Below are 26,564 nucleotides of genomic sequence, written 5' to 3'. Positions count from 1 at the left end.
CCTGGGACCGCCGGAGGGAATCAGCCGCCGTATTCCTTGCGCAGCAACTGCGCCGCCTGCACCATGGCACTGAGCTTGCCCTGGGCCACCGCGCGCGGCAGGTACTTCATGCCGCAGTCGGGCGCCAGGACCACCTGCTCGGGCGCCACATGCTCCAGTGCGCGGCGAACGCGCTTGGCGACTTCCTGCGGCGACTCGACGTGCTCGTCGGACAGGTCGAGGCAGCCCACCAGCACCTGCTTGCCTTTCAGCTCACGCAGCACCTTGGTGTCCAGGTGCGACTGCGCGGTTTCGATCGACACCTGCTTGCAGCTGCAGCCGGCCATCTCCGGCAGGAAGGAGTAGCCGGTCGGCCGCTGGTGGATGATGGCGGCATAGCCGAAGCAGATGTGCACGCAGGTCGTGCCTTGCACCCCCTCGAGTGCGCGATTCAGTGCGGCCAGCCCGTACTGCCGCGCCTTCTCCGGCCGCGCCTGCATGTAGGGCTCGTCGATCTGCACCACGTCGGCGCCCGTCGCGAACAGGTCCTTGATCTCGGCGTTGACGGCGACGGCGTAGTCCATCGCGGCCTCCGCCTCGTCCTTGTAGAAGTCGTTCTGCGCCTGCTGCAGCATCGTGAAGGGGCCCGGCACCGTGATCTTCGTCATGCGCGTGGTGTTCGCCTTCAGGAAGCGCAGGTCGTCCACCTCCACGGGCCGCCGCCGGCGGATGCGCCCGACGATGCGTGGAACCGGGTTGGGGTGGCCGGAACGGTCGAGCGCCGTGCCCGGGTTGTCGAGGTCCACGCCCTCGAGCGCCGTTGCAAAGCGGTTCGAATAGCTCTCGCGGCGAATCTCGCCGTCGGAGACGATGTCCAGGCCGGCGTCCTCCTGCGCCCGGATGGCGATGAGCGTGGCGTCGTCCTGCGCCTGCGACAGGTACGGCTCCGGCAGCCGCCACAGTTCACTCGCGCGCACCCGGGGCGGAAAGCGGCCGGCCAGCTTGGCGCGGTCGATCAGCCAATCGGGCTGGGGGAAGCTGCCGACGATCGTTGTGGGAAAAAGCAAGGCGTCTCCTTGGGGGTGGGTGGCTCCAATCTGGCACAGTGCACGGTCCGGCGCAATGCCGCCTGCGCTAATGACATGTGCCGCCAGAGGTGCATATCGACTGCGGACTACACAAGCTTCGTCCGTTTGGGGCGATGCGAAGCCCAGCCGGTGGGTAGAGTTCGCGCAAGGAACAAAGCCACGATGCGCACACCCCGCAAAAGAACCTACGCCCTGGCCGTCCTGCTTGCCGCCCTGATCGCCGCGGGCGCGCTGGTGCCCCTGGCCTGGCAGGATCGCCAGGCACAGCCGCTCCCAGCCACCGTCACGACCTCCGACCCGGCTGCGGCCCCGTCTGGGGCTCCAGCGCCGGCCGTGTCGCCGGACAACCAGGCTGCCGCCCCGGCGGCCGGGACCGAGGAGGTGCCGGCGGAAGAGGCGGAAACCGACCGCAGCAACAACGCGGTGGGCCCCTCCGGCCCCACCTTGTCTTTCGGCCGCGCTGCCGGGCTGCACCTGGCGCCGGACCCCCTGAAGCTCAGCTCCAGCGCCGCGCTGGTGGTCGACCGCACCACCGGCGAAGTGCTGGTGCGCAAGAACGACCAGGCGATCCTGCCCATGGCATCGCTGACGAAGCTGATGACCACCCTGCTGGTGGTGGAAGCCAAGCAGCCCATGGACGAAGTGCTGACCATCACCGATGACGATGTGGACCGGGAACGCCACAGCCGCTCGCGCCTGCGCGTGGGCACCAGGCTCACGCGCGAGGAGGCTCTGCGCCTGGCGTTGATGTCCAGCGAGAACCGCGCCACCCACGCGCTGGGGCGGGCCTACCCCGGCGGCTTGCCCAAGTTGCTGGAAGCGATGAACGCACGGGCCCGCAAGCTGGGCATGGCGAACACCACCTACGTCGACCCCACCGGCTTGTCCAACGGCAACCGGTCCACGGCGCGCGACCTGGCGCTGCTGGTCGGCGAGGCCTCGAAGGTCCCCTTGCTGCGCGAGTTCTCCGTGGAAGAGGACCATGTCGCGACGCTGGGCGGCCGCACCTTGCAGTACCGCAATTCCAATCGCCTGGTGCGCAACGATGCGGCGGGCTGGGACATCGAACTGCAGAAGACCGGCTACATCGTCGAAGCCGGGCGCTGCCTGACCATGCTCACCAAGGTGGCGGGGCACGAACTGGTGATGGTGATGCTGGACGCCGACTCCAACGGCGCGCGGCTGGCCGATGCGCAGAAGCTGCGCCGCTGGGTGGTGGCACAGAACGGCTGGCACGACACCCTGGCCGCCGAGAGGCCGCGGGCCGCGCCGCGCCAACGGGTCATCGCTTCGCGGAAGAAGCCCGAGGCCTCCGCCAAGGGCAAGACCGCCATCGCCAGGGCCGAACCGAAGACCGGAGCCAAGAAGCGCAGCGCGCGAACCGCGGTGGCGAAGAAGGAGCCGTCGCCCAAGGAAGGCCGCGTGCGCCACACCTTTGCCTCTGACAAGGACGAACCGAAGAGCTAGGAGGAATTTTCTTAAGGGGATACGGTTCACCGCTTATGGCCGGGCTGCGCCCGTTTCCCGAAACTGGGCTTTCGTTACGGGAGACCCCATGATTCCTGCCAAGACTGCTTCCGGCCACCAGGTGTTGAAGGACCGCTCGGTCAGCCTGACCCCGCGCCAGCGCGCCGCATTCATCCTCATCGACGGCAAGCGCAGCGTCGATGACGTGTTGACGGCGACCAGTGCCGCGGGGGTGACCCGGGCCGACATCGAACTGCTGTTCCAGCTCGGCGTGGTCGCTGCCGGCGGCACCCAGCCCGTCACGCCGTCCGCCAATGACGAGACACCGCGGCACGCCACTGCGCAAGAGCGCTACACCGCGGCCTACCCGGTGGCCGCCAGGCTCACCGCCGGGTTGGGCCTGCGCGGCGTGCGACTGAACCTGGCCGTCGAAGCCGCGGGCAGTTTCGAAGCCTTGCGGGCGCTGGCGCCGAAGATCCTCGACGCTGTCGGCACCGAAAAGTTTGCCGAGCTCGACGCCGCGTTGCGCGGCCGCTAGCGCGTCCGGCCTTCCCGTTCGTCGCCCATTCGGCGCAAGCGCGCGCGCTGAAGCCCGCAATCCTGAAAAAGTCCCTGCCTGAGCTTCGAACTTAGAGGTTTCCTACATCTCCATCGGAAGCCTCCTACACAAGTCAGCCAACAGGGACTCATGCATATCCATACCACCGCCGCCTGGACCGCCGTCATGCTCTCCGTGATCGGCGTGGGTGGTTTTGCCGGCGAGTGGTCTCAGGTTGCCGTCGATGGGGTCGCCCCCGTCGTCGCGGTTGCCACGGCGGCCGCGACGCCTGCCGGCACCACCGCCGCCGCGGCTGTCGCCGCGGTGAAGCCGGCCGTGGTGTCGATCGCCTTCAACAGCGAAGAAGAGCTGCGCGCGAAGATGAAGTGGGTCGCGGTGAAGTACGGCGGCGAGCGGGTGCAGACGCTGGACGAAGAGTCCTGCCTCCTCCTGGCCCAGGCCGCGGCGGAGCGCGCAGGATTGCACAAGGTGGGCCTGTCGTACGAAGACGTCTACGGCCTGATCAACGCAGAGACGTCGTGGATCCCGCGCAGCGGCATGGGCAAGAACGGCGTCGCCAGCATGGGCCTGGCGCAGTTCGAGCCGCGCACCGCCAAGGGCCTGGGACTCAAGGACCCCAACGACCCGGTGCAGGCCGTGTACTTCGCCGCCATCAACATGAAGCACGGTGCGCAGTGGGCCTCGGACCGCATCGCCCACCTGAAGCTGACGCCGGACCAGTACGCGCTGAAGATGCGCGAAGGCGTGTCGATCTACTACAACCTCTCCGTCAAGGGCCGCAACAAGTGGGACGGTACCAACACGACCGACCTGCCCATCGAAACGCAGCGGCACATCCAGAACGTGCGTACGGGCGCCGAGAAGGCCGCCGACCTGGCCGAAGAGATCTGGAGCTAAGCCCAGCGGCTTAGACGACGTGCCACCTTCGGGTGGCGTTTTTCATTCCGCCGACGCCGGGAGCGAGAAGCAGAACCGCGCGCCTTCGTCGCGGCGCGACCGGGCCCACACCCGGCCGCCGTGCAGGGCCACGATGCGCTGCACCGTCGCCAGGCCGACGCCGGTGCCGGGGAACTCTTCGCGATCGTGCATGCGCCGGAACGGCTGGAACAGGCCGGGCGCCTGGTCGCTGTCGAAACCCTGGCCATCGTCCTGGACGACGAACACCGTTTCGCCCGGCGTGGCGGCGCCGGGGTCGCGGTGGAACGCGATGTGGGCCTGGGCTCGTTTCGACGAGAACTTCCAGGCATTGCCCAGCAGGTTCTCCAGCACCTGGCGCAACAGCGCCCGGTCGCCGTGCGCCGTGAGGCCGCGCTCGATCTCGGTGACGACGTTGCGCTGCGGCTCTGTTTCCCGCAGGCGATCGAGCACTTCGCCCGCCAACGCGCTCAGGTCGACCGGCTGGCGCTCGATCGGCAATCGGGTCAGGCGCCCCAGTTCCAGCAGGTGTCGGGTGAGTTCGTCCATGTGCGCCGCGTTCGACTGGATGCGCCGCAGGTAGTGCTGGTGCTTCTCGTTGCCGTCGGCGGCCAGGCCGGCCTGCAGCGCGCCCGCGAAACCGGCGATGCTGGCCAGCGGCGCGCGCACGTCGTGCGCCACGGCGTAGGAGAAGGTTTCGAGGTCGCGATAAGCGTGCTCGAGCTGCGCGGTGCGCTCCTGCACCTCGCGATCGAGGCGTTCATTGGCCTGCTCCAGGTCGCGGCGGGCCTGGAACAATGCCCGCGATCGCCCGATGCCCTCGGCCTGCATGCGCGCGAGCAGGTGGTACACACCGGCGAGCCCGATCGTCACCAGCGCGCACAGGGCAAGCAGCCGCGCACGCCGGGCGTGGAAACCGCCCAGCGCGTCGTCGCTGGCGGAAGCCACTTTTACCTGCAGTCCACCCGGCCCATCCGTGCGCGTGGAAACCAGGTACGTCCGGCCATCGATCTGCGCGCGCGTGTCGCGCCGTACCAGGTCCGCCAGCGCGGCAAAGCCATCCGCTTCGGTGACGTGGCCGCTGCGCGATCTCCACGCCGCCCGCGGCAGTCCGTCCGCACCCAGGACGAGCACCACCGTATCGTCGTGCAGCACCACCGACTGCATCACGCGCAGCATGGACTCGGCCGGCGACAGGGCCACCGCGACGGCCAGCCGCTTGCCGTTGGCATCCGCAATGGGCAAGGCCAAGGGAACCAACAGCCGGGTGGCGGTCTGAAGCGTGGGCAGGACCGCAATGCCGGGCGCCGCGGGCGTGTTCGCGAGCATGCCCGCGCACGCTGCTGCCGACAGGCGCGGCCCCGAGCGTGCATGGGTGAGTACCCGGCCATCCGCCAGGCACAGGCCGAGTTCGAAGAACACGTCGTTGGCCCGCAGACGGTCGGCCACCATCGCATCGATGGTCTCCATGTCGCGACGCTGCACCACCTGCTGCCCCAGCAGCCGGTTGACCGCTTGCGCCGTGCCCAGCACCCGCACCGCATAGTGTTCGACGGCGGTGGCGAGGTTGGCGTCCCGCCCGGCCACCGCGCTCACGGCCTGGCGATGCTCGTGTGACGCGTCCTCGAGGAATGCCACCCAGAGCAGCACCGCCAGCACGATGAACAGGGTGCGCAAGACAAACCGCCAGCGTGCCGCCAGCCGGTGCAACTGCGCTTCCTGCGCGTCCGGCTTGCTGGGCGGGGCTAGCTCGCCGGCGGATTCGGAGGTCATGGCAAGTTCAACCGTTGGCGCTGGGGAATCTTACCCGTCAAGCGAATTCCACCCGCCCGTGCCAGCTAGCGCCCTGCTCCTACAACCCGGTTCGGCCGGAACGTGGAACAGTCCCACCATGCCCACCTACGAATACGGCTGTGCGGACTGCGGCGAGTTTGCCGTGCTGCGGCCCATGTCCCTGCGGCACGAACCCGCCGAGTGCCCGGCGTGCGGCCAGCCGGCCGCGCGCGTCATCGGCGGCGTGCCGGCGCTCGCGGGCACCGCCGCTTCGACCCGCCGCATGATGGCTGCCACGGAGCGCGCCTCGGGCGGCAACGGCGCCTACCCCCGCATGCGGTGCGGCGGCGGGTGCAGCTGCTGCTAGCCGTCGGCGGCATCACGCCGAAATCGTCGGAGAAATTTCCGCGTCGCATCCCGATACCCGCCTGGCCCCACCCCTGACGTCTGCGCGATACGTCCGTACGCTATCGGACAGACCGGCATGCCCGCGCCCTGCATAAGCAGGTCATCACCACGAAAAGGCAGTTGGCAATGGATCGCGGGAATCAACTGGTCACCAAGGCGCCCACGGGTATCTCCGGCTTCGACGAGATGACCGGAGGGGGACTGCCCCTGGGACGGACCACGCTCCTGGTCGGCGGTCCCGGATCGGGCAAGACCATCTTCGGCCTGCAGTTCCTCGTCCACGGCGCGGAGACCCACCGGGAACCGGGCATCTTCGTCGCCTTCGAGGAGGCGCCCGGGCGCCTGGTCAAGAATTTCGAAAGCTTCGGACGCGACCTGGCGGCCCTGCAGCCCGACAGCCTGTTCCTGCTGGATGCGCGGCCGGCACCCGACCTCGTCCACGACGGCAGTTTCGACCTGGGCGGGATGCTCGCCGCCCTGGGCGCGCAAGTCGCCAGGATGGGCGCGCGCCGCATCGTGTTCGACGCGCTCGACATCCTCCTTTCCCTGTTGCCCGACGCCGCATCGAGGCGACGCGAGGTCTACCGATTGCACGACTGGCTCCAGCAGCATGGGCTGACGGGGCTGATCACGGCCAAGAACGACGGTGATGGGGAAGGCCTGGCTGCGCGGGAATTCGGGTTCATGCAGTTCATGGTGGATTGCGCCGTGCTGCTCAATCACCGGGTGATGCTGGGCGTTTCCCAGAGAAACCTGCGCGTGCAGAAATACCGCGGTTCGGGTTTCGATGAAAACGAGTCGCCGTTCGTGATCGGGGCGACCGGATTCAACGTCGCGATCGCGCGCAAACTCGGCCGGGCCGATGCGAGCGTCACCCATGAACGGGTGACCAGTGGCGTGGAGCGCCTGGACACCATGCTGGGGGGCGGCTATTACCGTGGCGCCAGCGTACTGATCACCGGATTTCCGGGCACCGCCAAGACAACGCTGAGTGGCGCCTTTGCGCAGGCCGCCTGCGCGCGCGGGGAGAAAACGCTGTTCGTGAGCTTCGATTCGGACGGGGCGGAGATCATGCGGAATCTGGCATCGGTTGGAATCCTGCTGGAGCAGTACGTCGCCAACGGCCTCCTGCGGATGGTTTCAGCCCGGACGATCACCGGCAGCGCCGAGACGCTGCTGGTCCGGATCAAGGCCCTGACCCAGGAGCACGGGGCACGCTGCGTCGTGATCGACCCGGTGTCGACGCTGTCCAAATCCGGCAACGAGTTGACTGCGCACGGTGTCGCGGAACGGCTGATCGACTGGACCAAGGCGGACGGCATCACCTTGATGTGCACCAGCCTGCTCGACGAGATGACCGGAGCGGGACACGGTGCCAGCACGCCACTGCAGATCTCGACGCTGGCGGACACCTGGATCCACCTGAGCTACCTCGTGCAGGCAGGCGAGCGCAACCGTGGCATGTCCATCATCAAATCGCGCGGAACGGCCCATTCCAACCAGGTGCGGGAACTGATCCTGAGTGATGCGGGCGTGACGCTGGCGGACATCTATACGGCTGGCGGGGAGGTCCTCATGGGCACCATGCGGTGGGAAAAGGAAAGCGCCGAACGCGTGGCCCAGGAAGTGGCGGAGGTGGCCGGGAAATTGAACCTGGTGCGGCTCGACGCCGAAGAGGCGGTGCTGGAAGTACGCGCCAAGTCATTGCAAACGGAATTGCTGGCCAAGCAGGTCGAGAAGACCCTGCTGGCGCGCACCCGGGAAAGCCGGGAGGGCGAACTGCTGCGGCGCCGCGCGCGGATGCGCGAACTTCGCGGGGGTGACGTGCCGGAAGGAGGCGCCCGATGAAGCTGGCCACCACAATGGCGCCGGTGCCCGTCGTCCGCTTCCGCCTCTACGTTGCCGGCGACACGCCGAATTCGGTGCTCGCCCTGGCAAACCTCAACGCCTTCTGCGACGACCGATTTCCGGGGCGGTACGACATCGAGATTGTCGATGTGTTCGATCGGCCCGAGGAGGCCCTGAGGGAAGGTGTCTTCATGACGCCACTGCTGGTCAAGCTCAGCCCCCTGCCGCAAAAAAGAATCGTCGGCACGCTCGGCAGTCCGGCCGTGGTGATGCATGCGCTGGTGCTGTCCGACTGAGCGCCGGCCGGGTCAGGGTTGGACCAGGTTCATCCGAATGGCATAGCGGGTCAGGCCGGCCACGTCGTGCACTCCAAGCCGCGCCATCATCCGGGCGCGGTGCACGTCGACGGTCTTGGAGGAAAGCCCGAGCTGGTGTGCGATCTGCTTCGACGCCATGCCGCGCGCCAGCAGTCCCAGGATCTCGACCTGCCGCTCGGTCAACTCGTCGCCCGCGGTCGGTTCGGCGGGCTGCAGCAACTGGCGCGTGATGAAGCCGCTGAAGTAACTGCCGGTGGCCATCACGCTGCGCACCGCGTTCGCCAACTCGGTCGAGGAGGCATCCTTGGTCAGGTAACCGCAGGCACCGCTTTTCACCGCGCGCCTGACGAAGCTGACCGTGTCATGCGCCGACACGACAACCAGCCGCACCTTGGGGTGCCGCTGGTGGAGTTCCGCGATGGCAGTGAGGCCATCCATGCCGGGCATGCTGATGTCGGTCAGCACGATGTCCGGCCGGAGGCTGTCGACAGCGGCAACCAGTTCCGCGCCATCCCTCGCCTCGGCGACGACGACCACTTCCGGAATCTGGCAGAGCAGCGCCTTCATCCCGAACATGACAAGGCCGTGGTCATCCGCAAGAACGATCCGGATCGGCGGCGCGTCGGCAGCGGGTGATGGCATCGGGTCCTTTGGCATGCCGCAGAGGCGGATTGCATCGAGTATGGACCTGCCCCGCGCAGGAATGCTTGCGGGTTACATCAACCGCTGTAGGCAGGATGCCCGATTCCCTACGCCGGCTGCAGTCATCGAAGTAGTTTCCACATGTACACGCGTGTTCTCATCAGTTCGCCCCACCCCAGCGGGCGACAACGCGAACACTACCGGAGCCCCGACGATGCCCTGCAAGAACCTGAGCTTCCTCGTCGTCGAGGACCACGAATTCCAGCGACGCGGACTCGTGCAGCTCCTGGCCAGCCTGGGCGCGACCGCAGTGCACGGCGCGCAGGATGGGGAAGCAGCGCTGAAGCTGATCGCCGATGCGAGCCAGCCGGTGGACATCGTCATCTGTGACGTCAACATGCCCGGCATGGATGGGATGGAATTCGTCCGGAGGTGGAGCGAAAGGGGGGACCCGAGCTCGCTGATCCTGATGAGTGCGATCGAGCCGGAGCTGTTGGGGACGGTGGCCAACATGGCGCTGGCCTACAAGGTGCGCCTGCTGGGGGTGACGTCCAAACCGGCCACCGCAGCCAAGCTCACGCCGCTGATCGAATTGCATCGGTCGCAACAGCGCCTCCCGTTGCCCAAAGACCACTCGTTCTCCTTCGACGAAATCACGGCCGCCTGGGTCGGCGAGGAGTTCGAATGCTGGTTCGAGCCCCGGATCAACCTCGCCACCGGGGCGCCGAGGGCCATGGCCGCCGTGCCCCGATGGCGCCACCTGGCCGAGGGTGTGCTGGAGGCCGACGCTTTCATGCCATCGATCCGGGCCCGCGCGCTCGACGACTCCTTTACCTGCCTGCACGTCCAGCAGGCTGCCGCGGCCTGCCGTCGCTGGCAACTCAAATGCGAGGGCATCCCCGTCTCCGTGAACCTCGGCTTCCACTCACTGGCCGACGTCAACCTCTCGCCTCGCATCCACCACATCCTGCAGCGCGAGGGCCTCGATCCGCGCTTGATGATCCTCAGCGTCAATGAAGCGGCCCTGGACACCAACCAGCTTGCGCAGGTGCTCGAGAACCTGGCCCGCTTGCGACTGCTCGGCTTCGGCCTGGCCATCAGCGACTTCGGCATGGGGCCGACGGCGCTGGATCCGCTTGCCCTGGCTGCGTTCACCGAGCTGCACATTCCCAGCAGGTTCGTGGTGGGATCCGACCGTGACCCATCGGCCCGCGCCGGCCTGGCCGTTGCACTGGAGGCTGCGCAGCAGTTGAAGGTGCCGGCCGTTGCCACGGGCATCGCCTCCAAGTACGAATGGACCCAGCTGCATGAGTGGGGTTGCCGATTCGGGCAAGGGCCGTTCATTGCCCCCCCGATGTCCCGCTCCGCGGTCCCGCGCTGGCTGGCGAACCGGCAGAACGCGGAACTCAGCGAAGCATGACGCCGCCGAAAGCCGGTATGTGTACACGCCGGCGTGGCGCGATTGCATCCGCAACGCGAGGTCCGGGATGGAGGACCCACTCGCGCCACCCTTTCGTGCTACTTTGCTAGATGACAGCACCAGCCTTCAGCGCACCGGCCTTCGACCGCGCCCGGCTCGAGGATGTCGCGAACGGCAACCCGGTTGTCGCGGCGGAATTCCTGGCTGAATTCCGGCGCACGACCGACCGGGACACCGCAATGCTCCTCAGCGCCGCCACTGCGCGCGAGCCGGCGCAGGTCATCGAGTCCGCGCACCGCATCGAGGGAGCCTGCAGGATGATTGGCGCGGCGGAACTGGCCGGCGCCTGTTCGGGGATCGCAAAGGCAGTCTCGTCCGGCAACGCTGCGGCCCTGCGCACCGCGCTGGCGGTCTTCACCCAGAGCCGGCATCGCCTTCATGCTTTCATGGATGCGCCTGAAGCGGGCAAGCCGCCACCGGCCGGCGGGAGCGAGGGCGGCCTGCTCTGCTCCGGCCTGGCGTTCCTCGTGGTGGAAGACCACGAATTCCAGCGCGGCGTGATCATCCGCACGCTGCAGCGCCTCGGCGCCGCGCGGGTTCACGGCTTCGCGGAGGGGGCCGGCGCCCTGGAAGCGGCGAGGATCCTGCCGCGGTCGGGCGCGATCCTGATGCTCGACCTCGGCATGCCGACGCTCAACGGCAGCGACATCGCGCGCATCGCCGGCGAGGAGCAGCTGGCGGTGTCCGTCATCCTGCTCAGCGCGCAGCCCGACGATGTCCTGCTGTCGCAGGTCGAACAGGCGCGCTCCGGTGGAGTCGAGGTCCTCGGGGCCATCGGCAAGCCCCTCACGGCCATCAAGCTGACCCCCTTGATTGCCCGCCACCGAGACCGGGTCGCACGGTCTGCTGCCGGACTTGCGGACCCAAGGTGACCGGCACGCCCGCGTCGGCTGTCCAGGCCGAGGTCCTCGCCTTGATCGAGAGCATCAGCGCCGCGGATGCGCGGATCGAGACGCTTCTCGACGGCGGCGTCGATTCCGTGACGGACCAGGCGGGAAACACCTTCTTGCTGCGGCGGGCGCAAGAGGGCCTGCGCCGCAGCCAGGCGGCACACCAGGTGGCCATCCTGGAAGCGCTGCCCGCGCACATCGCCCTGCTGGACCGCAAGGGCGTCATCTTCAACGTCAATGCGCGCTGGGATGACTTCGCAGCCGAGAACGGAATGCAAACGCCGTTGCACGGCCTGGGCACCAGCTACCTGGACGTCTGCGATGCCGACGACGGCCCGGATGCAGCCTATGCCGCCCAGGCAGCGAGCGGGCTGCGTGCCCTGCTCGGCGGCGAGGTGCGCACCTTCACGATGGAATACCCGTGTCATTCGCCGACCGAGGAGCGCTGGTTCCTGCTGCGCGCCGCAGCGCTGGGCAATGGAATGGCCGGCGCGATCGTCCTGCACTTCGACATCACGGCGAAGGTCCGCGCCGCATCCGACCTGGCCCGCCTGTCCCTGGACACCGCACGGCGAGAGCGGATGATGAACAAGGCGCTGTCCACCATCACCGACTTCAGCTACCTGATCGACGCCCAGGGCCGCCTCCTTTTCGCCAACCAGAAAGCCCTCGATGTCTGGGGCATGAGCCTCGAGCAGGCCATTGGCAAGGACGCTCACGACCTCGGGTACCCGGCCGAGTCCGCGCAGAAGATCCAGGCCCAGATCCTTTCGGTCTTCGCCACGGGCAAGAGCGTCAAGGACGAAGTCTCCTTCGCCAATCCGGACGGAACCTGCGACGTCTTCGACTATGTCTTCTCAGCCGCCTTGGGCACCGATGGGAGGGTCGACTTTGTCGTGGGCTGCGCCACGGACATCACGGACAAGAAGCGCTCCGACATTGCCTTGCAGGAAAGCGTCGCCGAGTTCCGCGCCCTGGCTGCGGCAATACCGCAGATCGTCTGGGCGACGACACCGCAGCGCGAGGCGATCTACACGAACCAGCAATGGATGGACTATACGGGCCTGAGCCTCGGGGAGGGCATGGGGAAAGGTTGGCTCGAACTGGTTCATCCGGAGGACCGGGAACGGGCGCTGCTGGCGTTCCACGAAGCGGCCGGCGAGTACTCGTACGAGGCCCGGTTGCGCCGGAAGGACGGGGTTTACCGGTGGTGGCTGGTACGGGGCGTCGCCCTGAAGGATGACGCCGGCAACGTCCTGAAATGGATCGGGAGCAGCACCGACATCGATGACCTGAAGCGCGCCGAAATCGAAGTGTCCCGGACCAACCGCCAACTGCAGCGGCAACACACCGAGCTCCAGATCCTGCTGGACCTGGTCCCCGCGCGGATCTGGTTCAAGGACACCAGGAACAATGTCATCCGCGTGAACGAACGCGCGGCCAGCCGGTTCGGTCGCACCGTGGCCGAGATGGAGGGCGCCCGTATCGAAGACTTGTTCCCGCCGGAGACAGCGGCGCGGTACCAGGCCTCGGACCTCGAGATGATCCGCACCGGTCATTCCGTCATTGGCGTGGTGGAGCGGCAGGCCGACGCCGACGGCCGCGAGCTCTGGACGCAGAAGGACAAGGTGCCGTTTCGCGATGAAAGCGGCCAGGTCACCGGCATCGTCGTGATGGAGATGGACATCACGGAGCGCAAGCGCGCCCAGGACGCGCTGCGCCAGCTGAACGTCGAACTCGAGGACCGGGTGTTGCGCCGCACCGCGGAACTCGAGGCCGCCCGGGGCGAAGCGGAACGGGCGAACCTCGCCAAATCGGAATTCCTGGCCACGATGAGCCACGAGATCCGCACACCCATGAGCGGCCTGCTCGGACTGCTCGAACTGGTGTCGCTGGACCTCAACCAGGAGCAGCGATCGAGTCTCGCGGTCGCCCGCGAATCCGGCACTTCGCTGATGCGGATCATCGACGACATCCTCGACTTCTCGAAGATCGAGGCGAACAGCCTGGAGCTGAACCTCGTGGCGTCGTCGGTCCCGACAATCATCCAGAGCGTCACCAACCTTCATGCACGCGTGGCCGCCAGCAAGGGCCTGGCGCTGCGGGTGGACGTGTCACAGGACATCAGCCCGCTGCTGTCGTTCGACCCGCTGCGCCTCGGCCAGATCCTGAACAACTTTCTCAACAACGCCATCAAGTTCACCCGCGCGGGCGGCATCGACATCTCCGTGCGACTGCTCGCGCGACAGGCAGACACGGAGAAGCTGCAGTTCGTCGTCCGCGATACCGGGATCGGGATGACGCCGGTGCAGGTGAGCCGACTGTTCCAGCCCTTTGTCCAGGCGGCCGCCGAAACCAGCGCCCAGTTCGGCGGCACCGGCCTGGGCCTGGTGATCTCCAGGCGTCTGGCGGAATTGATGGGCGGAACGGTGGAAGTCACCAGCGAGCTCGGCGTCGGAACAGCCCTCTCGCTGACCCTCGCGCTCGAGGTATGCGACGGCACGCTCACCGCAGGGGGGGAGCCGCCGGACCAGCAGGCACTGCAGGCCTTCATCGCCGGTCGCCGCACCGCGCCGACCCTCGACGAGGCACAGGCGGAGGGCACGCTGCTGCTGATCGTCGACGACCATCCGACGAACCGCATGGTGCTGATGCGGCAGGTCGCCTTGCTCGGGTACGCCGCGGAGGCGGCTGCCGACGGCATGCAGGCGTTGCAGGCATGGCAGGCGGGGCAGTTCGCGGCCGTGGTCACCGACTGCAACATGCCCGAGATGACTGGCTACGACCTGGCCAGGGCGATCCGCAGCGTCGAGAGGGAACGAGGCCGCGGCCGGATCCCGATCATCGCCTGCACCGCGAACGCACTGCCGGCTGCGACGCAACGCTGCATCAGCGTCGGGATGGACGACTGCCTGGTCAAGCCGGCCAACCTGGCGCGGCTCGGCGCGATGCTCGATCGCTGGGTTCCGCTGGCACGCAACGTCCCACGAGGGCTGCCAGCGCCGGACCCCTTGCCGCCAGCAGCTGCCGCCAGGGGCCGGGGGCTGCTCGACCTGGTCCTGCTGGCCGAGATCTCGGGCCACGATCCGCTGGCCCAGGCCGAAATGCTGCTCGATTTCCGCCGGACCAACAAGCTCGATGCCGAGAAGTTGCGCGAGGCGATCACCCATGGGGATTTGGCGCAGGTTGCGGAGTCGTCCCACCGCATCAAGGGCTCCTGCCAGATGCTGGGAGCCACTTTGCTGGGCCAGTCCTGCTCTCGCATCGAGTCTGCCGGCGAGGCGCGCGACGCGAGGGAGCTGGCCTCGGCGATGCGCGAATTCGAAGTGGAATTGCTGCGGCTGAACGAGTACCTGGACATGTTTCCGACCCTGAAGCAGGAAACAAGGTGACCGCGAGCACCTTGCTGGCGGGACGGGCGACGCGGTTCACCATGCGCTCCCGGCTGATCGCGTTCGCCCTGCTCTGCGCGCTGCCGGTGTTCCTGCTGACGGTTCTCCAGTTCGTTCGCGAAACCGAGCGCAGCCGAGACGACGCCGTCCACCAGATGCAGGACGACGCGGACAGGCTGGTTCGCCGCCTGCAGCAAGACCTCGTCAGCGCGGAAACGGTGGCTCAGGCAGTCGGCGCACTGGACCTGGCGCAGCCGGGCGCCGCCGAGGCCTGTTCCCGCGCCCTGGAGCGCGCCGTCGCCGTGGCCGGGACCCGGGTCACGAATTACATCGTCATTTCGCCGGCCGGGGACGTGCAGTGCAGCGGCAAGCCGCTGCCCCGCGCGATCAACGTGGCCGACCGGCCGCACGTGCGGCAGGCCCTGCAGACCGGACGCCCCGCGCTGAGCGACTTTGCCGTCGGCCGGGTGAGCGGGGTGGACAACCTGCAGCTGGTCGTTCCCATCCTGGGTGCCGACAAGCGTGTCACCGCCATGGCGGTGGCGGGCCTGACCGCTGCTTCGCTGGTCCCCAGGTTGCCGCATGCCTCGCACCTGCCGGTCACGCTGGCGCTGTTCGACCGTGCCGGGGTGCTCGTCGGCCGCAGCATCGACAACCCCTCCCTGCGCCGCGGGCAGACTTTTGCCGAAAGCGAACTGTTCGCCAACCGGCAGGCTCTCGCCCGCGCGCCTGCCCAGCTGAGAGGCCTGGATGGGGTCTCCCGGCTTTACATTGCCCGCCCCGTCATTTACCAGGGGGAGACAGTCCTTTGGGCCACGAGTGGGGCGGATGTCGCGGCCCTCGAAGCGTCCGCAGCCACAGCCCTGCGCCGGGACCTGTTCATCGTGCTGCTGGTGGCGCTGGCCGTCACGGGCGTCGCCGTGCTCGCCACCCGGCCCCTGGTGCTGCAGCCGCACCAGCGGGAGCTCGAACATGCGAGGCGACATGCCCGACTGGGGACGTGGTTCCGTGACAACCGCAGCGGCCGCGCGGAATGGTCCGAAGAAACATTCGAACTCTTCGGGATGGACCCGGCACTCGGCGCTCCTGGGGTGGGTGCGCGCGAATTGGCGCTGGCACCGGGGAGCGTGGCGCTCATGGTCGATGCGCACCGCAAGCTGCTGGAGGAAGGCAAGCCGTTCGAGATCGAGGTCGAAGTTGCGCGCCCGGATCGCAAGGATTGCTGGGTTGTCATCCGCGGCGAGGCGGTGCGGGACGCGTTCGGCCGCATCACGGGCGAGCGCGGGACGGTCTATGAGAGCACGGAGAGAAAGCTCGCTGCGCAAGCCGTGCAGCGCAGCCAGCACCAGTTGCGCAGCCTGATGGACGGGCTGGCGCCCTCCGTGTTCGTGGCGCTGCTGACGCCGGAGGGAGTCCTCGTGGAAGTCAACCGGTCACCCCTGGACGCGGCCGGGCTCGAGGCGCAGGACGTGCTGGGCCAGCTCTTCCCCGACACCCCATGGTGGCGGCGCTCCGAGCACGCGCGGGACCAGTTGCGGACCGCCATCGGCCGCGCGGCGCAGGGAGAGGCGTCCCGGTTCGAGTTGCGGGCGCAGGGCGCGACTGACGAGGAGATCGTGCTCGACTTTTCCCTGCAGCCGCTGCGTGACGACACCGGCCAGGTGATCTTCCTGATCCCGTCGGCCGTCGTCATCACCGAGCGCAAGCGTGCCGAGACCGCGCTGCGCGAAAGCGAGTCCGAATTCCGGGCGCTGGCCGAGTCGATGCCGCAGATCGTCTGGATGACGCGCCCCGACGGCTGGAACATCTATTTCAACCAGCGCTGGGGCGATTACACCGGCCTGACGCCGCAGGAGAGCCGGGGGCATGGCTGGAACAAGCCCTTCCATCCTGAGGACCAGCAGCGTGCCTGGGACGCCTGGCAGGAGGCCACGGCGAAGGGCACCACGTACATGCTGGAAAGCCGGCTGCGCCGCGCAGACGGCGTGTACCGCTGGTGGCTGTTGCGGGCGGTTCCCCAGCACGACGCCGCCGGCGTCCTGGTCAAGTGGGTCGGCACCTGCACCGACGTCCACGACCTGAAGCTCGCCGAGCTGGAGATCTCGCGGGCCAACCGCGAGTTGTTGCAGCAGCAGACGGAACTGCGGGTGCTGTTCGACCTCATGCCGGCGCTGATCATGTTCAAGGACACCGAGAACCGGATCCTCAGGATCAACAAGCGCGGTGCCGCAGCGGAGGGACTCCGGGTCGACGAGATCGAAGGACGGTCGGCGTTCGACATCTACCCCGACGCGGCGCGCGAAGCCCATGCTGCGGATCTCGAAGTGATACGGACCGGGCAGCCGCAGCTCGGTTCCATCCAGAAAATCCGCACCCGGCTCGGCCAGGAGATGTGGGTCCAGCGGGATCGCGTGCCCTATCGGGACGAGACCGGAAAGGTCATCGGCATCGTGCTCATGGCGCAGGATGTGACCGGGCGCAAGCGCGACCAGGACGCGCTCCAGGAGCTCAACGCAGACCTGGAGTCGCGCGTGCGCCGCCGCACCGCGGAGCTCAACCTGGCGCGCTCCCAGGCCGAAGCAGCCAGCCGCGCCAAATCCGATTTCCTGGCGTCGATGAGCCACGAAATCCGCACCCCGATGAGCGGGCTGCTCGGCCTGCTGGAACTGCTGGAGCTGAGCGCGCTGGATGACGACCAGCACCTGACGATCGGCCTGGCGCGGGAATCCGGCCTGTCGCTCCTGTCCATCATCGACGACATCCTGGATTTCTCGAAGATCGAGGCCAATCGGCTCGACCTCAACCTCGTGGCCGGCTCGGTCAGGGACATCGTGGAGAACATCACCAGGCTGCACGGCCAGGTTGCGTCGGGCAAGAATCTCACCCTGCACCTGGACATCGATCCGCAGGTCAGTCCCCTGCTGGCGGTCGATCCGTTGCGCCTCGGCCAGATCCTGAACAACTTCCTGAGCAACGCCATCAAGTTCACGGAACGCGGCGGCATCGAAGTCCGGGTCGAACTGCTGGAGCGCTCGCAGGAAACGGAGCACCTGCGTTTCGTGGTGCAGGACACCGGCGTGGGAATGTCGGCGCAGCAATTGGAGCGCTTGTTCAAGCCTTTTGTCCAGGCAGACGCCGCCATCAGCGCGAAATTCGGGGGCACCGGCCTCGGCCTGGTGATCGCGCGCCGCCTGGCCGAACTGATGGGCGGCAGCGTGGAAATCGCCAGCGAGCCGGGCCGGGGAACCACCTTGACGCTGCTGCTGTCGCTGGAGATCTGCGATGTGCCGGTTGCGGCGCTGCCGGCTGCCCGCAGCCGGCGTGAAACCCTGGCTGCGCTGGTGGAGGGACGGCGCCGGACGCCGGCACCGCTGGAGGCGGAGGCCGAGGGGACTCTGGTGCTGCTGGTCGACGACCATCCAACCAACCGGCAGGTGCTGTTGCGGCAGCTTGCTTCCCTCGGCTACGCGGCCCTGACGGCCAGCGACGGGGTGGAGGGGCTGGCCCTGTGGCGCAGCCGCCGATTCGGCGCGGTCATCACGGACTGCAACATGCCGCGCATGAACGGCTACGAGCTCGCCGGGGAAATTCGTGAACTGGAGCGGCTCGCCGGTTCGGGGCGGGTCCCGGTGATCGCCTGCACCGCCAACGCGCTGCCGGCCGCGGTCGAACTCTGCCTGGCCGCCGGCATGGACGACTACGTGGTCAAGCCTGCCGCACTGAAGGAGATGAGCAGCAAGCTCGCGCGCTGGCTTCCGCTCCCCGAGGCCGTCATGGCACCGGCTCCGTCAACGGCTGCGGCGATTCACACCCCGGGCGCGGGGGGCTTCATCGATCTGGAATTGCTGGCGGAAGTCTCCGGCGGGGCCGTGCTGGTCGAAACGGAAATGCTGGCCGACTTCCGCCGCAACAACGATCGCGACGCGGCGAGCCTGCGCGCAGCGGCGGCAGCGGGCGACATGGCCGCGGTGCGGACCTGTTCGCATCGGATCAAGGGTGCGGGCCTGATGCTGGGGGCGACGGCCCTGGCCGCCGCGTGCTCCCGGATCGAGGCCGCCAGTGCAGGCGAGGAACCGCACGCGCTTGCCGCGGCGGCCCTCGGTTTCGAGAACGAGTTGATGCGGCTCAACAGCTATCTGGACGGCCTCGCGCGCACCTCGGCAGGTTCACGCGGCTGACAGCAGGGCGGATCTCGTCGTCGGAAGATGCGATTCCCGCTCGCGCCGCAGGTAGTCCCGATGGCGCCGCACGGATTGCTGCTGGTCGGCGATTTCACCGAGCATCTGCCGATGCAGCTGGCCGACGCGGTGCAAGGAGTCGCCCGAGGGGCGGATGAGGAAATCCGGCACCACCACGATCTCCTCGCCATGCCAGTCGCTTTCGATCGCAAGCGTCTCGCCGAGGGCCTGGCGGACCGCCGCATTGGCCGACTCCACGTCGTAGCCGTGCAGCAGGACCGCGAATGTCGTGGCGGTCGTGCGCGACACGCGTCCCGCGATCGGGTCGATGCGTTGCAGCGCGCGCTGGATGGCGGCCACGGTGTGGCGGGCCGCGCCATCGCCGAAGATCTGGCGCAGTTCGGGCAGTTCGCCCACGTCGAAGACGGCCAGGCTGGTCGGCCGGCATGCGCGCGTCCGCGCCCGCGCGCCCAGACCGCAGGCGAGCGCGTCGCGTGCGGATCGCCCGAGTCGCACCAGGGCCCGGGTGGCAGCGTTGTTGCCGGGCAGTAGTTGGTTCAGTGCCAGTGCCATGGATGTCCTCGTCGATGGCGTGATCAGGCCACGAACGAGGACGATCACCATCAGCCTGTGGACGCACAGGGTTAAGCCAATGACGCCCCTCGCACACTCAGCCGACCGCAGGTAGGAAATCGACCTAGCACGCAAGCGCCACAGGCGTAGCCGGGGACCGCCGCCAAAAGCGTCAATACGGGCATGCTGAAAATGTTCGCGATGGCTCTGATCGGTGGGGTGGTTGGCGGCACGGCGCTCGGTGCCGGCATCGGAACGGAACACGCCGACAGACTCGAGCAATGCAACGCATCGATGGCGCGTCCCCGCGCAGTGGACGCGCCCGCGCAAGCGGAGCTGAAACGGATGGCCGCTGCACCCGCGGTGCCTGTCCCGGAAGCAGTTCAGCAGGTCTTCAGGCGGCTCAGTGCAGCGGCGCGGCTGACCAACGTTTCCAGGAAGGCGAGACTGGTCGCTGTCGACAGTGAAACTCCGGCTTCGGTCAACAGTTCTGGCACGGTGTTCCTGTCTTCCCGGCTCTGGACCGGCGAGCTGCCCTTGAACGGCGACGAGATTGCGGCGGTCATCGCCCATGAGCTCGCCCACCTCGAGGAGGCCGACCCTCACCATCAGTTGTGCGAGGCCGTTGCGGCCATCCGCGACGTGGGCCTGTCCTCATCCCAGATTTTCGCGCGGGCGCGGCAAGCCATGGCGGGCGATCCGCAGCTGGCGATCTGGATGATCAGGCGCAACCATTTGCGCGAATTGCACGCGGATCGACGGGGAGCCGACCTGCTGGCGGCAGTCGGCATCAACCCTGGCGCCATGGCGCGCATGCTGATCAAGATCACTCCCGCGGGTCAGGGCGACTACTCCGGCTCGCATCCCGCCATCGAGGCCCGCATCGAGAACCTCACGGCTCCCCTGGAGTAGGCACGCCGGACGGCGGGCGAACCGTCCACGCCTTGCAGGGGCGCTGGGGTCGCGTTGGGGCGCGCCCTTCGGCTTCGGGGACAATGCAGGTTTTCCCGTCCCTGTTCGCGCATGCCCCCGGACCCGATTTTTCCCGAACCCCTCGTCTCCCGGCGCTCCCTGCTCCAGGGCGCGCTGGCCTCCGCCCTGCCCCTTGCGGCGGGCACGGCCAGCGCCGCCAACCCGCTGGTGGTCGGCGGCCTGGCGGTCACCTGCAACCTGACCCTGCCGGTGGCCTGCGTGGCCCGCGGCGGCGGCGTGTTCGAGTACAGCCGGTACAACGGCTGGCCGGAAGTCAAGGAGTCGCTGATGACGGGCGGGATCCAGGCGGCCTTCATGCTGGCCCCGCTGGTGATGGACCTGGCAGACAAGCGCATCCCGGTGAAGATCGTCTCGCTCGGCCATCGCTCCGGCGCAGTGATCATGGTCCGCACGGACTCGCCGTACAAGACCTTCCGCGAGCTGGCGGGCAAGCGCATCGCCATTCCCAGCCGCTTCGCCGTGGACTTCCTGTTCCTTCGCAAGATGCTGGCCCAGGAACGCATGGCACCCAAGGACATCGTGCTGATCGAGATGGCGCCCGCGGACATGCCGGCGGCGCTGTATGCGAAGGCGGTGGACGCCTACTGCACGGGCGAACCGTTCGGGGCCGCGGCCCAGCGCGCCGGCTACGCGCGCCCCCTGCGCATGACGCGTGACGAATGGCGCAACTACATCTGCTGCGTGCTCACGGTGCGCGAGGAGCTGATCGCGAAGAACCGGCCCCTGGTGCAGGACCTCGTCAACCACATCCTGGGCGCGGGCATCTGGCTGGACCAGAAGCAGGAAAACCGCAACAAGGCGGTGACCATCGCAGCCGGGCGCAAGTTCTTCAACCAGGATCCCAACATCATCCGGTTCGTCATGGAGAACCCGGTAGACCGCGTGACCTACGGCGACCTGCGCATGATCCGGGCCGAGTTCGACGAACTGATGCAGCTGTCCGTCGAGGCCGGCACCCTGAAAGCACCCGTCGCCTACGAGAAATACATGGACGAGAGCTTCGTGAAGGCGGCGCGCGCGGCGCCGATCACGCTGTGAGGCGCGCGCGACGCACTGTCGTGGCGATCGCACTGCTCGCCGCGGTTGCCGCCCATGCCGCCACCGGACTCAAGGCCGGCGTGTTCGAGCCGCCGCGCATGGCGCCGCAAGTGGCCCTGTCCGGCTCGGACGGGCGCGACTTCGAGCTGGCCCGCCTGCGCGGCAAAGTGGTGCTGCTGTCGTTCGGCTTCACCAGTTGCCCTGCCGTGTGCCCCACGACGCTGGCCACGCTCGCACAAGCGCGCGCCGCGCTCGGCGCCGCGGGCGCCGATGTGCAGGTGGTCTTCGTCTCCGTCGACCCGGAGCGGGACACGGTGCCTCGGCTGAAAGCCTACGTGTCCGCGTTCGACCCCACGTTCCTGGGCGCCACGGGCAGCCCGGCCGCCGTGGCGCGTGCGCTCGCCGGCTTTGGCGCTTCCGCCAGCAAGGTGGCGTCCGGGGCGGGGTATGGGTACGACCACACTTCCTCTGTGTTCCTGATCGACCGGCAGGGCCGGCTGGTCGGCATGATGCCGTTCGACCACCCGGTGCAGAACTACGTGCACGACCTTCGGCTGCTGCTCGCCGCGCGATGAACCGGCCGATGCCTGTCCCCGGCCGCACACGCTGGATGCGTGGCCTTGCCGTCGTCGGCGCATTGGTGCTGCTGGCGCTGGCGGCTGCCGCGGTCGTGCCGCCCGCAGCGGCGGCACGGGAGGAGCTGTTCGAGATCCCGCGAGGCACCTGGTCGCAGCGCATGGCGGGCAAGGACGTCGCCATCCTGCCGGACACGATCCACCTCACGCTGGGCACCCGCGACGTGCTGCTGCTGCGCAATGCGGACGACGTGCCGCAGACCTTCGGGCCGGTACTGATCATGCCCGGGCAGAGCTTTCGCCTGCCCTTCGAAAAATCTTCCACTTACCATTTCGCCTGCACCGCCCACGCCAACGGCCAGCTGACGATCGTCGTGGATCCACCCCTCACGCCCGGCTGGTCCACCTTGCAATGGCGCTGGCGGCAAATGCAGAAATTGATGGCATGACCTTACCCAGCCAGATCCAGGAACCCATGGCGGAGACGGCCGCCGCGCCGCCTTCAGGCGCCAGCGTTGCCATGCAACGCTGGCAGCGCGCGTGGCCGCCGCTGGTGTTGATCACTGCCCTCATCGCGCTGTGGTGGGCGCTCGTGATCGCCACCGACAGCCTGATCTTCCCGACACCGGCCCAGGTGGTCACCGGCGCCATGGAACTGGTGGCGGACGGCACGCTGTGGGAGCACATCACGGCCTCGCTAATGCGCGTGGGCATCGGGTTCGGGCTGGCCGCGGTCATCGGCGTGCCCCTCGGACTCTGGATGGGATGGGTGGCCGGCGCCTACCGCACCCTCAATCCGATGTTCCAGATGCTGCGTCCGATCTCGCCCATTGCCTGGATCCCCATCGCGATCCTGTGGTTCGGCGTCGGCAACGCATCCCCGATCTTCCTGATCTTCCTGGCCTCGGTGTTCCCGCTGGTGTTGCAGACGACCGCGGGCGTGCACACCATCGAGCGCCGGTACCTGCGCGCGGCCGCCAACTTCGGCGTGCCGCGCAGCACCCTGTTCCGGCAGGTCGTCATCCCCGCGGTGCTGCCCGAAATCATCGTCGGCATGCGCATCGGCATCGGCGTGGCCTGGCTGGTGGTGGTGGCGGCCGAGATGATCGCGCTGCGCTCGGGCCTGGGCTATCTCATCATGGATTCCCGCAACGCCGGCAACCGCTACGACCTGGTGGTGGCCAGCATGATCATCATCGGCGCGATCGGCCTGCTGCTCGACAGCGCCACGCGCATGCTGGAAAGGCTCAAGTTCGTGAGGTGGCGCTATGTCCGCTGACCGCAAGATCGCCGTGCAGCGCGTGAGCAAGGGCTTTGCGTCCGCGCAAGGCGCCCTGCCCGTCGTCTCGGATGTCAGCTTCACGGTGGCCGACGGCGAGTTCGTGGCCATCGTGGGGCCGTCGGGCTGCGGCAAGAGCACGCTGATGAACATCATCGCCGGCTTCGAGCAGGCCGACGAAGGCGCGGTGCTGGTGGACGGCCTGCCCAAGCGCGCGCCCAGCCCCAAGGGCATCGTCATCTCGCAGCACGGCTCGGTGTTCCCGTGGCTGACGGTGCGGCAGAACCTGATGTTCGGCCTGAACGACCACGAGAAGGCCGACAAGGCCGGCGTGGCGGACCACTACGCGGAGATGGTGGGCCTGAAGGGCTTCGAGGGCGCCTACCCGCACGAACTGTCCGGCGGCATGCTCAAGCGGGTGGAGATTGCGCGGGCGCTGGTGGTCAAGCCGGACATCCTGTTCATGGACGAGCCGTTCTCGGCGCTGGACGCGTTGATGAACCTGCGCATGCGCAACGAACTGCTGCGCGTGCTGCAGGAGGAGCGCCACACGGTGCTGCTCATCACGCACGACGTCGATGAAGCCGTCTACCTGGCCGACCGCATCATGGTGCTGTCGCCGCGGCCGGCCCGCATCCAGGCCTCGTTCGCGATCGACCTGCCCCACCCGCGCAGGCTCTCCAGCCCCCAGGCTCAGCAATTGAAGGAGGCGGTGCTTTCCGAGCTGGGAATTTAGGAGTCTGCGCGGCAAACAGACGGGCAGGCTCCTAGGGGCACGCGTGATCCGGCACAATCCGGCGGTCACGCTGTACGTCCAGGAGCCGCCCTTGCGCGCCCCCCTTCACCTGTCCCGCTTCACCGCCGCCAGCTGCCTCGGCAGCGGCCTGGAGGCCACCCGTGCCGGCCTCGCCGGCCGGCGCAGCGGACTCGCGCCCTGTGACTTCGACGACGTCCGCCTGCCCACCTGGACCGGCACCGTGCCTGGCGTGGATGACCAGGTGCTGCCCCCCGCGCTGGCCAACTTCGACTGCCGCAACAACCGCCTGGCGCAACTGGCCCTCGAGCTCGACGGCTTCGCCGCGGGCGTGCATGAAACGGCGCGCCGGGTCGGGCGTGGGCGCATCGGCGTGTTCATCGGCACCACGACGTCCGGGATCCACGAGACGGAGCAGGCGTACCGGCACCGTAACGTGGAGACCGGCGCCCTGCCGGCCAGCCTGGACTACCGCGGCAGCCACAACCTGTATTCGCCGGCGGCTTTCGTGCGCCGCTACCTCGAGCTGGAAGGGCCTGCCGCCACCGTGTCGACCGCCTGTTCCTCCAGCGCGAAAGTGTTCGCCACTGCCTGGCGAATGATCGACGCGGGCCTGATCGACGCGGCCGTGGTGGGCGGCGTCGATTCGCTGTGCCTCACGACGCTCTATGGCTTCGGCTCGCTGGACGTGCTGTCGGATCAACCCTGCCAGCCCTACGACGCGGCGCGCAAGGGCATTTCCATCGGCGAGGCCGCGGCCTTTGCCTTGCTGGAGCGGCCAGGGCCGGAGACAACCCCTGGCGCGATCCTGCTGCGCGGAGTCGGCGAGTCCAGCGATGCCCACCACATGTCGGCGCCGCGTCCGGACGGCCTTGGCGCGCGAATGGCCATGGAGCAGGCGCTCGCGATGGGCGGGGTCGAGCCGCGATCGGTGGGCTACATCAACCTGCATGGCACCGCGACGGTGGCCAACGACGCGGCCGAAGGCAAAGCGGTCGCGGCGCTCTTCGGCGACGGGCAGGTTCCCTGCAGTTCCACCAAGGGGGCCACCGGCCATGCGCTCGGCGCGGCCGGCGCCCTGGAGGCAGTGATCAGCGCCCTGGCGCTGCGCCACGGGACGGCCTGGGCCGGCGTCCACACGCAGCAGCGCGACGCGGAGATTCCGGTGGACTACCGGCTCGACAACACATCGGCGCCGATCGAGCTGGTCCTGAGCAATTCCTTCGGTTTCGGCGGCACCAATTGCAGCCTGCTGCTGGGACGGGCGGCTTGACCCGGCTGCTGCATGCGGGCATCGACGCCATAGGACTGCTGGGTCCCGGGCTGCACCACTGGGAGCAGGCGCGGCCGATCTTCGCCGGCCTGGCCCCCTGGCACCCCGAAACCACGCGCGTTCCGCCTCCGGCGGCCTTGCCGCCCGCGGAACGGCGCCGCTGCGGCATCGCCACCAAGGCCGCCTTGGGCGTGGCACAGCAGGCATTGGCGACCGCCTCCGCGCCGGACAGCCAGCTCGCGACGGTCTTCACGTCCTCCGGCGGCGACGGCGTGAACTGCCATGAGATCTGCGCGGCGCTCGCCTCCGAGGACCGGTCGATCTCACCGACACGGTTCCACAACTCGGTGCTCAATGCACCGGCCGGCTACTGGAGCATCTCCACCGGCACCATGGCGCCCGCCACCGTGCTGTGCGCGCACGATGGCAGTTTCGCCGCGGGGCTGCTCGAGGCCATGACGCAGGTGCAGGCCGATGAACGCCCGGTGCTGCTGCTGGCCTATGACACGAGCTATCCGGAACCCTTGTTCGGGCTCCGGCCCATCCCGGATGCTTTCGGCGTCGCACTGTTGCTCACCCCCGCGCCGGGCACCTCGCGCATCGGGCGCATCACGCTCGACCCGGCCAGCTGCCTGACGGATCGGCCGGCGGACACGTGCCGCGACGCGGGAATGGAACAGCTGCGCGCCAGCATTCCGGCCGCGCGCTGCCTGCCGCTGTTGCATGCGCTCGCGCGCAGCGGCACCACGAACATTACGCTCGGTTACCTCGACGGCCTGCAGATGCAGGTCAGTGTGGACGCCAACGCCGACTGAGAGCCCGTTGCTACGTGGTCCGGTGCTGCGCGATGTGGTCCGCCAGCGAGCGCAGCGACGTGAAGATGCGGTGGTTGTCCTCGTGCTCCGCCCGCAGCTCCAGGCCGTACTTCTTGGATACCACCAGCGCCAGCTCCAGCATGTCGATCGAGTCGAGCCCCAACCCGTCTCCATAGAGCGGGTCGTCCGCGCCAATGTCGGCGGGGGCGACTTCGAGATTCAGCGCGGCGACCAGCAGCTTGGCCACTTCGGCAAGCAAGGCATCGTCGGCTTGGGCGGCGCCCGGTTGCGGAGCAGAGAGGGATGGGTTCATGAAAATCCGCAAGGG

Annotated in this window: 23 protein-coding genes; 18 read left to right on the top strand and 5 right to left on the bottom strand. The window is 68.2% G+C overall.

Annotation, left to right across the window (positions count from 1 at the left end):
- Window positions 1-20 precede the first annotated feature (20 nt).
- Window positions 21-1,046: a uroporphyrinogen decarboxylase family protein gene (locus tag WG902_RS01885; protein WP_340058196.1), complete on the bottom strand. Its 1,026-nt coding sequence runs from the start codon at window positions 1,044-1,046 to the stop codon at window positions 21-23.
- Between the two features lie 183 nt (window positions 1,047-1,229).
- On the opposite strand from WG902_RS01885, the gene WG902_RS01880 reads away from it, so the two are divergent.
- From WG902_RS01880 to WG902_RS01870, 3 genes are all read left to right on the top strand, one after another.
- Window positions 1,230-2,534, top strand: coding sequence for a D-alanyl-D-alanine carboxypeptidase family protein (locus WG902_RS01880; RefSeq protein WP_340058195.1), 1,305 nt, complete (start codon window positions 1,230-1,232; stop codon window positions 2,532-2,534).
- Window positions 2,535-2,622: 88 nt separating this feature from the next.
- Complete coding sequence (locus WG902_RS01875) at window positions 2,623-3,072, top strand: hypothetical protein (protein WP_340058194.1); 450 nt, start codon at window positions 2,623-2,625, stop codon at window positions 3,070-3,072.
- Between the two features lie 150 nt (window positions 3,073-3,222).
- Window positions 3,223-3,990 carry a hypothetical protein gene (locus tag WG902_RS01870; protein ID WP_340058193.1) on the top strand — a complete coding sequence of 256 codons (768 nt, stop codon included), beginning with the start codon at window positions 3,223-3,225 and terminating at the stop codon, window positions 3,988-3,990.
- A 42-nt stretch (window positions 3,991-4,032) separates the two neighbouring features.
- Here the strand turns inward: WG902_RS01870 and WG902_RS01865 are convergent, their stop codons facing one another.
- Entirely contained in the window at window positions 4,033-5,781 is a 1,749-nt protein-coding gene (locus tag WG902_RS01865) for a sensor histidine kinase (protein ID WP_340058192.1), read from the bottom strand.
- A 118-nt stretch (window positions 5,782-5,899) separates the two neighbouring features.
- Here WG902_RS01865 and WG902_RS01860 point away from each other — a divergent pair, with 118 nt between their 5' ends.
- From WG902_RS01860 to WG902_RS01850, 3 genes are all read left to right on the top strand, one after another.
- Window positions 5,900-6,148: an FmdB family zinc ribbon protein gene (locus WG902_RS01860; RefSeq protein ID WP_340058191.1), complete on the top strand. Its 249-nt coding sequence runs from the start codon at window positions 5,900-5,902 to the stop codon at window positions 6,146-6,148.
- Window positions 6,149-6,315: 167 nt separating this feature from the next.
- Complete coding sequence (kaiC, locus tag WG902_RS01855) at window positions 6,316-8,037, top strand: circadian clock protein KaiC (protein WP_340058190.1); 1,722 nt, start codon at window positions 6,316-6,318, stop codon at window positions 8,035-8,037.
- On the top strand, window positions 8,034-8,333 hold the full coding sequence (locus tag WG902_RS01850; RefSeq protein WP_340058189.1) for a circadian clock KaiB family protein: 300 nt from the start codon (window positions 8,034-8,036) through the stop codon (window positions 8,331-8,333). The genes kaiC and WG902_RS01850 overlap by 4 nt, the downstream gene beginning before the upstream one ends.
- Before the next feature lie 12 nt (window positions 8,334-8,345).
- Here the strand turns inward: WG902_RS01850 and WG902_RS01845 are convergent, their stop codons facing one another.
- Window positions 8,346-9,011, bottom strand: coding sequence for a response regulator transcription factor (locus WG902_RS01845; RefSeq protein WP_340058188.1), 666 nt, complete (start codon window positions 9,009-9,011; stop codon window positions 8,346-8,348).
- Between the two features lie 199 nt (window positions 9,012-9,210).
- Between WG902_RS01845 and WG902_RS01840 the strand changes: the two genes are divergently transcribed.
- The 4 genes from WG902_RS01840 (at window position 9,211) to WG902_RS01825 (ending at window position 18,936) form a co-directional block, all read left to right on the top strand.
- Complete coding sequence (locus tag WG902_RS01840) at window positions 9,211-10,416, top strand: EAL domain-containing response regulator (RefSeq protein ID WP_340058187.1); 1,206 nt, start codon at window positions 9,211-9,213, stop codon at window positions 10,414-10,416.
- A gap of 110 nt (window positions 10,417-10,526) precedes the next feature.
- Window positions 10,527-11,348 (top strand): response regulator, encoded by an 822-nt coding sequence (locus tag WG902_RS01835; RefSeq protein ID WP_340058186.1) that lies wholly within the window; start codon window positions 10,527-10,529, stop codon window positions 11,346-11,348.
- Entirely contained in the window at window positions 11,345-14,758 is a 3,414-nt protein-coding gene (locus WG902_RS01830; protein WP_340058185.1) for a PAS domain-containing protein, read from the top strand. The genes WG902_RS01835 and WG902_RS01830 overlap by 4 nt, the downstream gene beginning before the upstream one ends.
- A complete protein-coding gene (locus WG902_RS01825; protein WP_340058184.1) occupies window positions 14,755-18,936 on the top strand; it encodes a PAS domain S-box protein in 4,182 nt (1,393 codons plus the stop codon). Before WG902_RS01830 ends, WG902_RS01825 begins: the two co-directional genes overlap by 4 nt.
- Here WG902_RS01825 and WG902_RS01820 read toward each other — a convergent pair.
- Window positions 18,925-19,560: a hypothetical protein gene (locus WG902_RS01820; protein WP_340058183.1), complete on the bottom strand. Its 636-nt coding sequence runs from the start codon at window positions 19,558-19,560 to the stop codon at window positions 18,925-18,927. The genes WG902_RS01825 and WG902_RS01820 overlap by 12 nt on opposite strands.
- Before the next feature lie 132 nt (window positions 19,561-19,692).
- Between WG902_RS01820 and WG902_RS01815 the strand changes: the two genes are divergently transcribed.
- From WG902_RS01815 to WG902_RS01780, 8 genes are all read left to right on the top strand, one after another.
- On the top strand, window positions 19,693-20,421 hold the full coding sequence (locus WG902_RS01815) for a M48 family metalloprotease (protein ID WP_340058182.1): 729 nt from the start codon (window positions 19,693-19,695) through the stop codon (window positions 20,419-20,421).
- A gap of 111 nt (window positions 20,422-20,532) precedes the next feature.
- Window positions 20,533-21,540, top strand: coding sequence for an ABC transporter substrate-binding protein (locus WG902_RS01810; RefSeq protein WP_340058181.1), 1,008 nt, complete (start codon window positions 20,533-20,535; stop codon window positions 21,538-21,540).
- 20 nt (window positions 21,541-21,560) lie between these two features.
- Entirely contained in the window at window positions 21,561-22,115 is a 555-nt protein-coding gene (locus WG902_RS01805) for an SCO family protein (RefSeq protein WP_340058180.1), read from the top strand.
- Window positions 22,116-22,150: 35 nt separating this feature from the next.
- Window positions 22,151-22,564, top strand: a complete 414-nt coding sequence (locus WG902_RS01800) for a cupredoxin domain-containing protein (RefSeq protein ID WP_340058179.1) — start codon at window positions 22,151-22,153, stop codon at window positions 22,562-22,564.
- The gene (locus WG902_RS01795; RefSeq protein ID WP_340058178.1) at window positions 22,561-23,394 is read left to right on the top strand and encodes an ABC transporter permease; all 834 of its coding nucleotides are present in this window, start codon (window positions 22,561-22,563) and stop codon (window positions 23,392-23,394) included. The genes WG902_RS01800 and WG902_RS01795 overlap by 4 nt, the downstream gene beginning before the upstream one ends.
- Window positions 23,384-24,130, top strand: coding sequence for an ABC transporter ATP-binding protein (locus WG902_RS01790; protein WP_340058177.1), 747 nt, complete (start codon window positions 23,384-23,386; stop codon window positions 24,128-24,130). Before WG902_RS01795 ends, WG902_RS01790 begins: the two co-directional genes overlap by 11 nt.
- A gap of 91 nt (window positions 24,131-24,221) precedes the next feature.
- Window positions 24,222-25,421, top strand: coding sequence for a beta-ketoacyl-[acyl-carrier-protein] synthase family protein (locus WG902_RS01785; RefSeq protein ID WP_340058176.1), 1,200 nt, complete (start codon window positions 24,222-24,224; stop codon window positions 25,419-25,421).
- Complete coding sequence (locus WG902_RS01780) at window positions 25,418-26,236, top strand: beta-ketoacyl synthase chain length factor (protein ID WP_340058175.1); 819 nt, start codon at window positions 25,418-25,420, stop codon at window positions 26,234-26,236. The genes WG902_RS01785 and WG902_RS01780 overlap by 4 nt, the downstream gene beginning before the upstream one ends.
- Before the next feature lie 10 nt (window positions 26,237-26,246).
- On the opposite strand, the gene WG902_RS01775 is transcribed toward WG902_RS01780, so the two are convergent.
- Window positions 26,247-26,549: a phosphopantetheine-binding protein gene (locus WG902_RS01775; RefSeq protein ID WP_340058174.1), complete on the bottom strand. Its 303-nt coding sequence runs from the start codon at window positions 26,547-26,549 to the stop codon at window positions 26,247-26,249.
- Between the last annotated feature and the right edge of the window lie 15 nt (window positions 26,550-26,564).

This window comes from Ramlibacter sp. PS3R-8, from assembly GCF_037572435.1.
Lineage (GTDB): Bacteria > Pseudomonadota > Gammaproteobacteria > Burkholderiales > Burkholderiaceae_C > Ramlibacter.
Note: the sequence above shows the minus strand (reverse complement) of the source record. Positions and strands in the feature narration are given on the sequence as shown.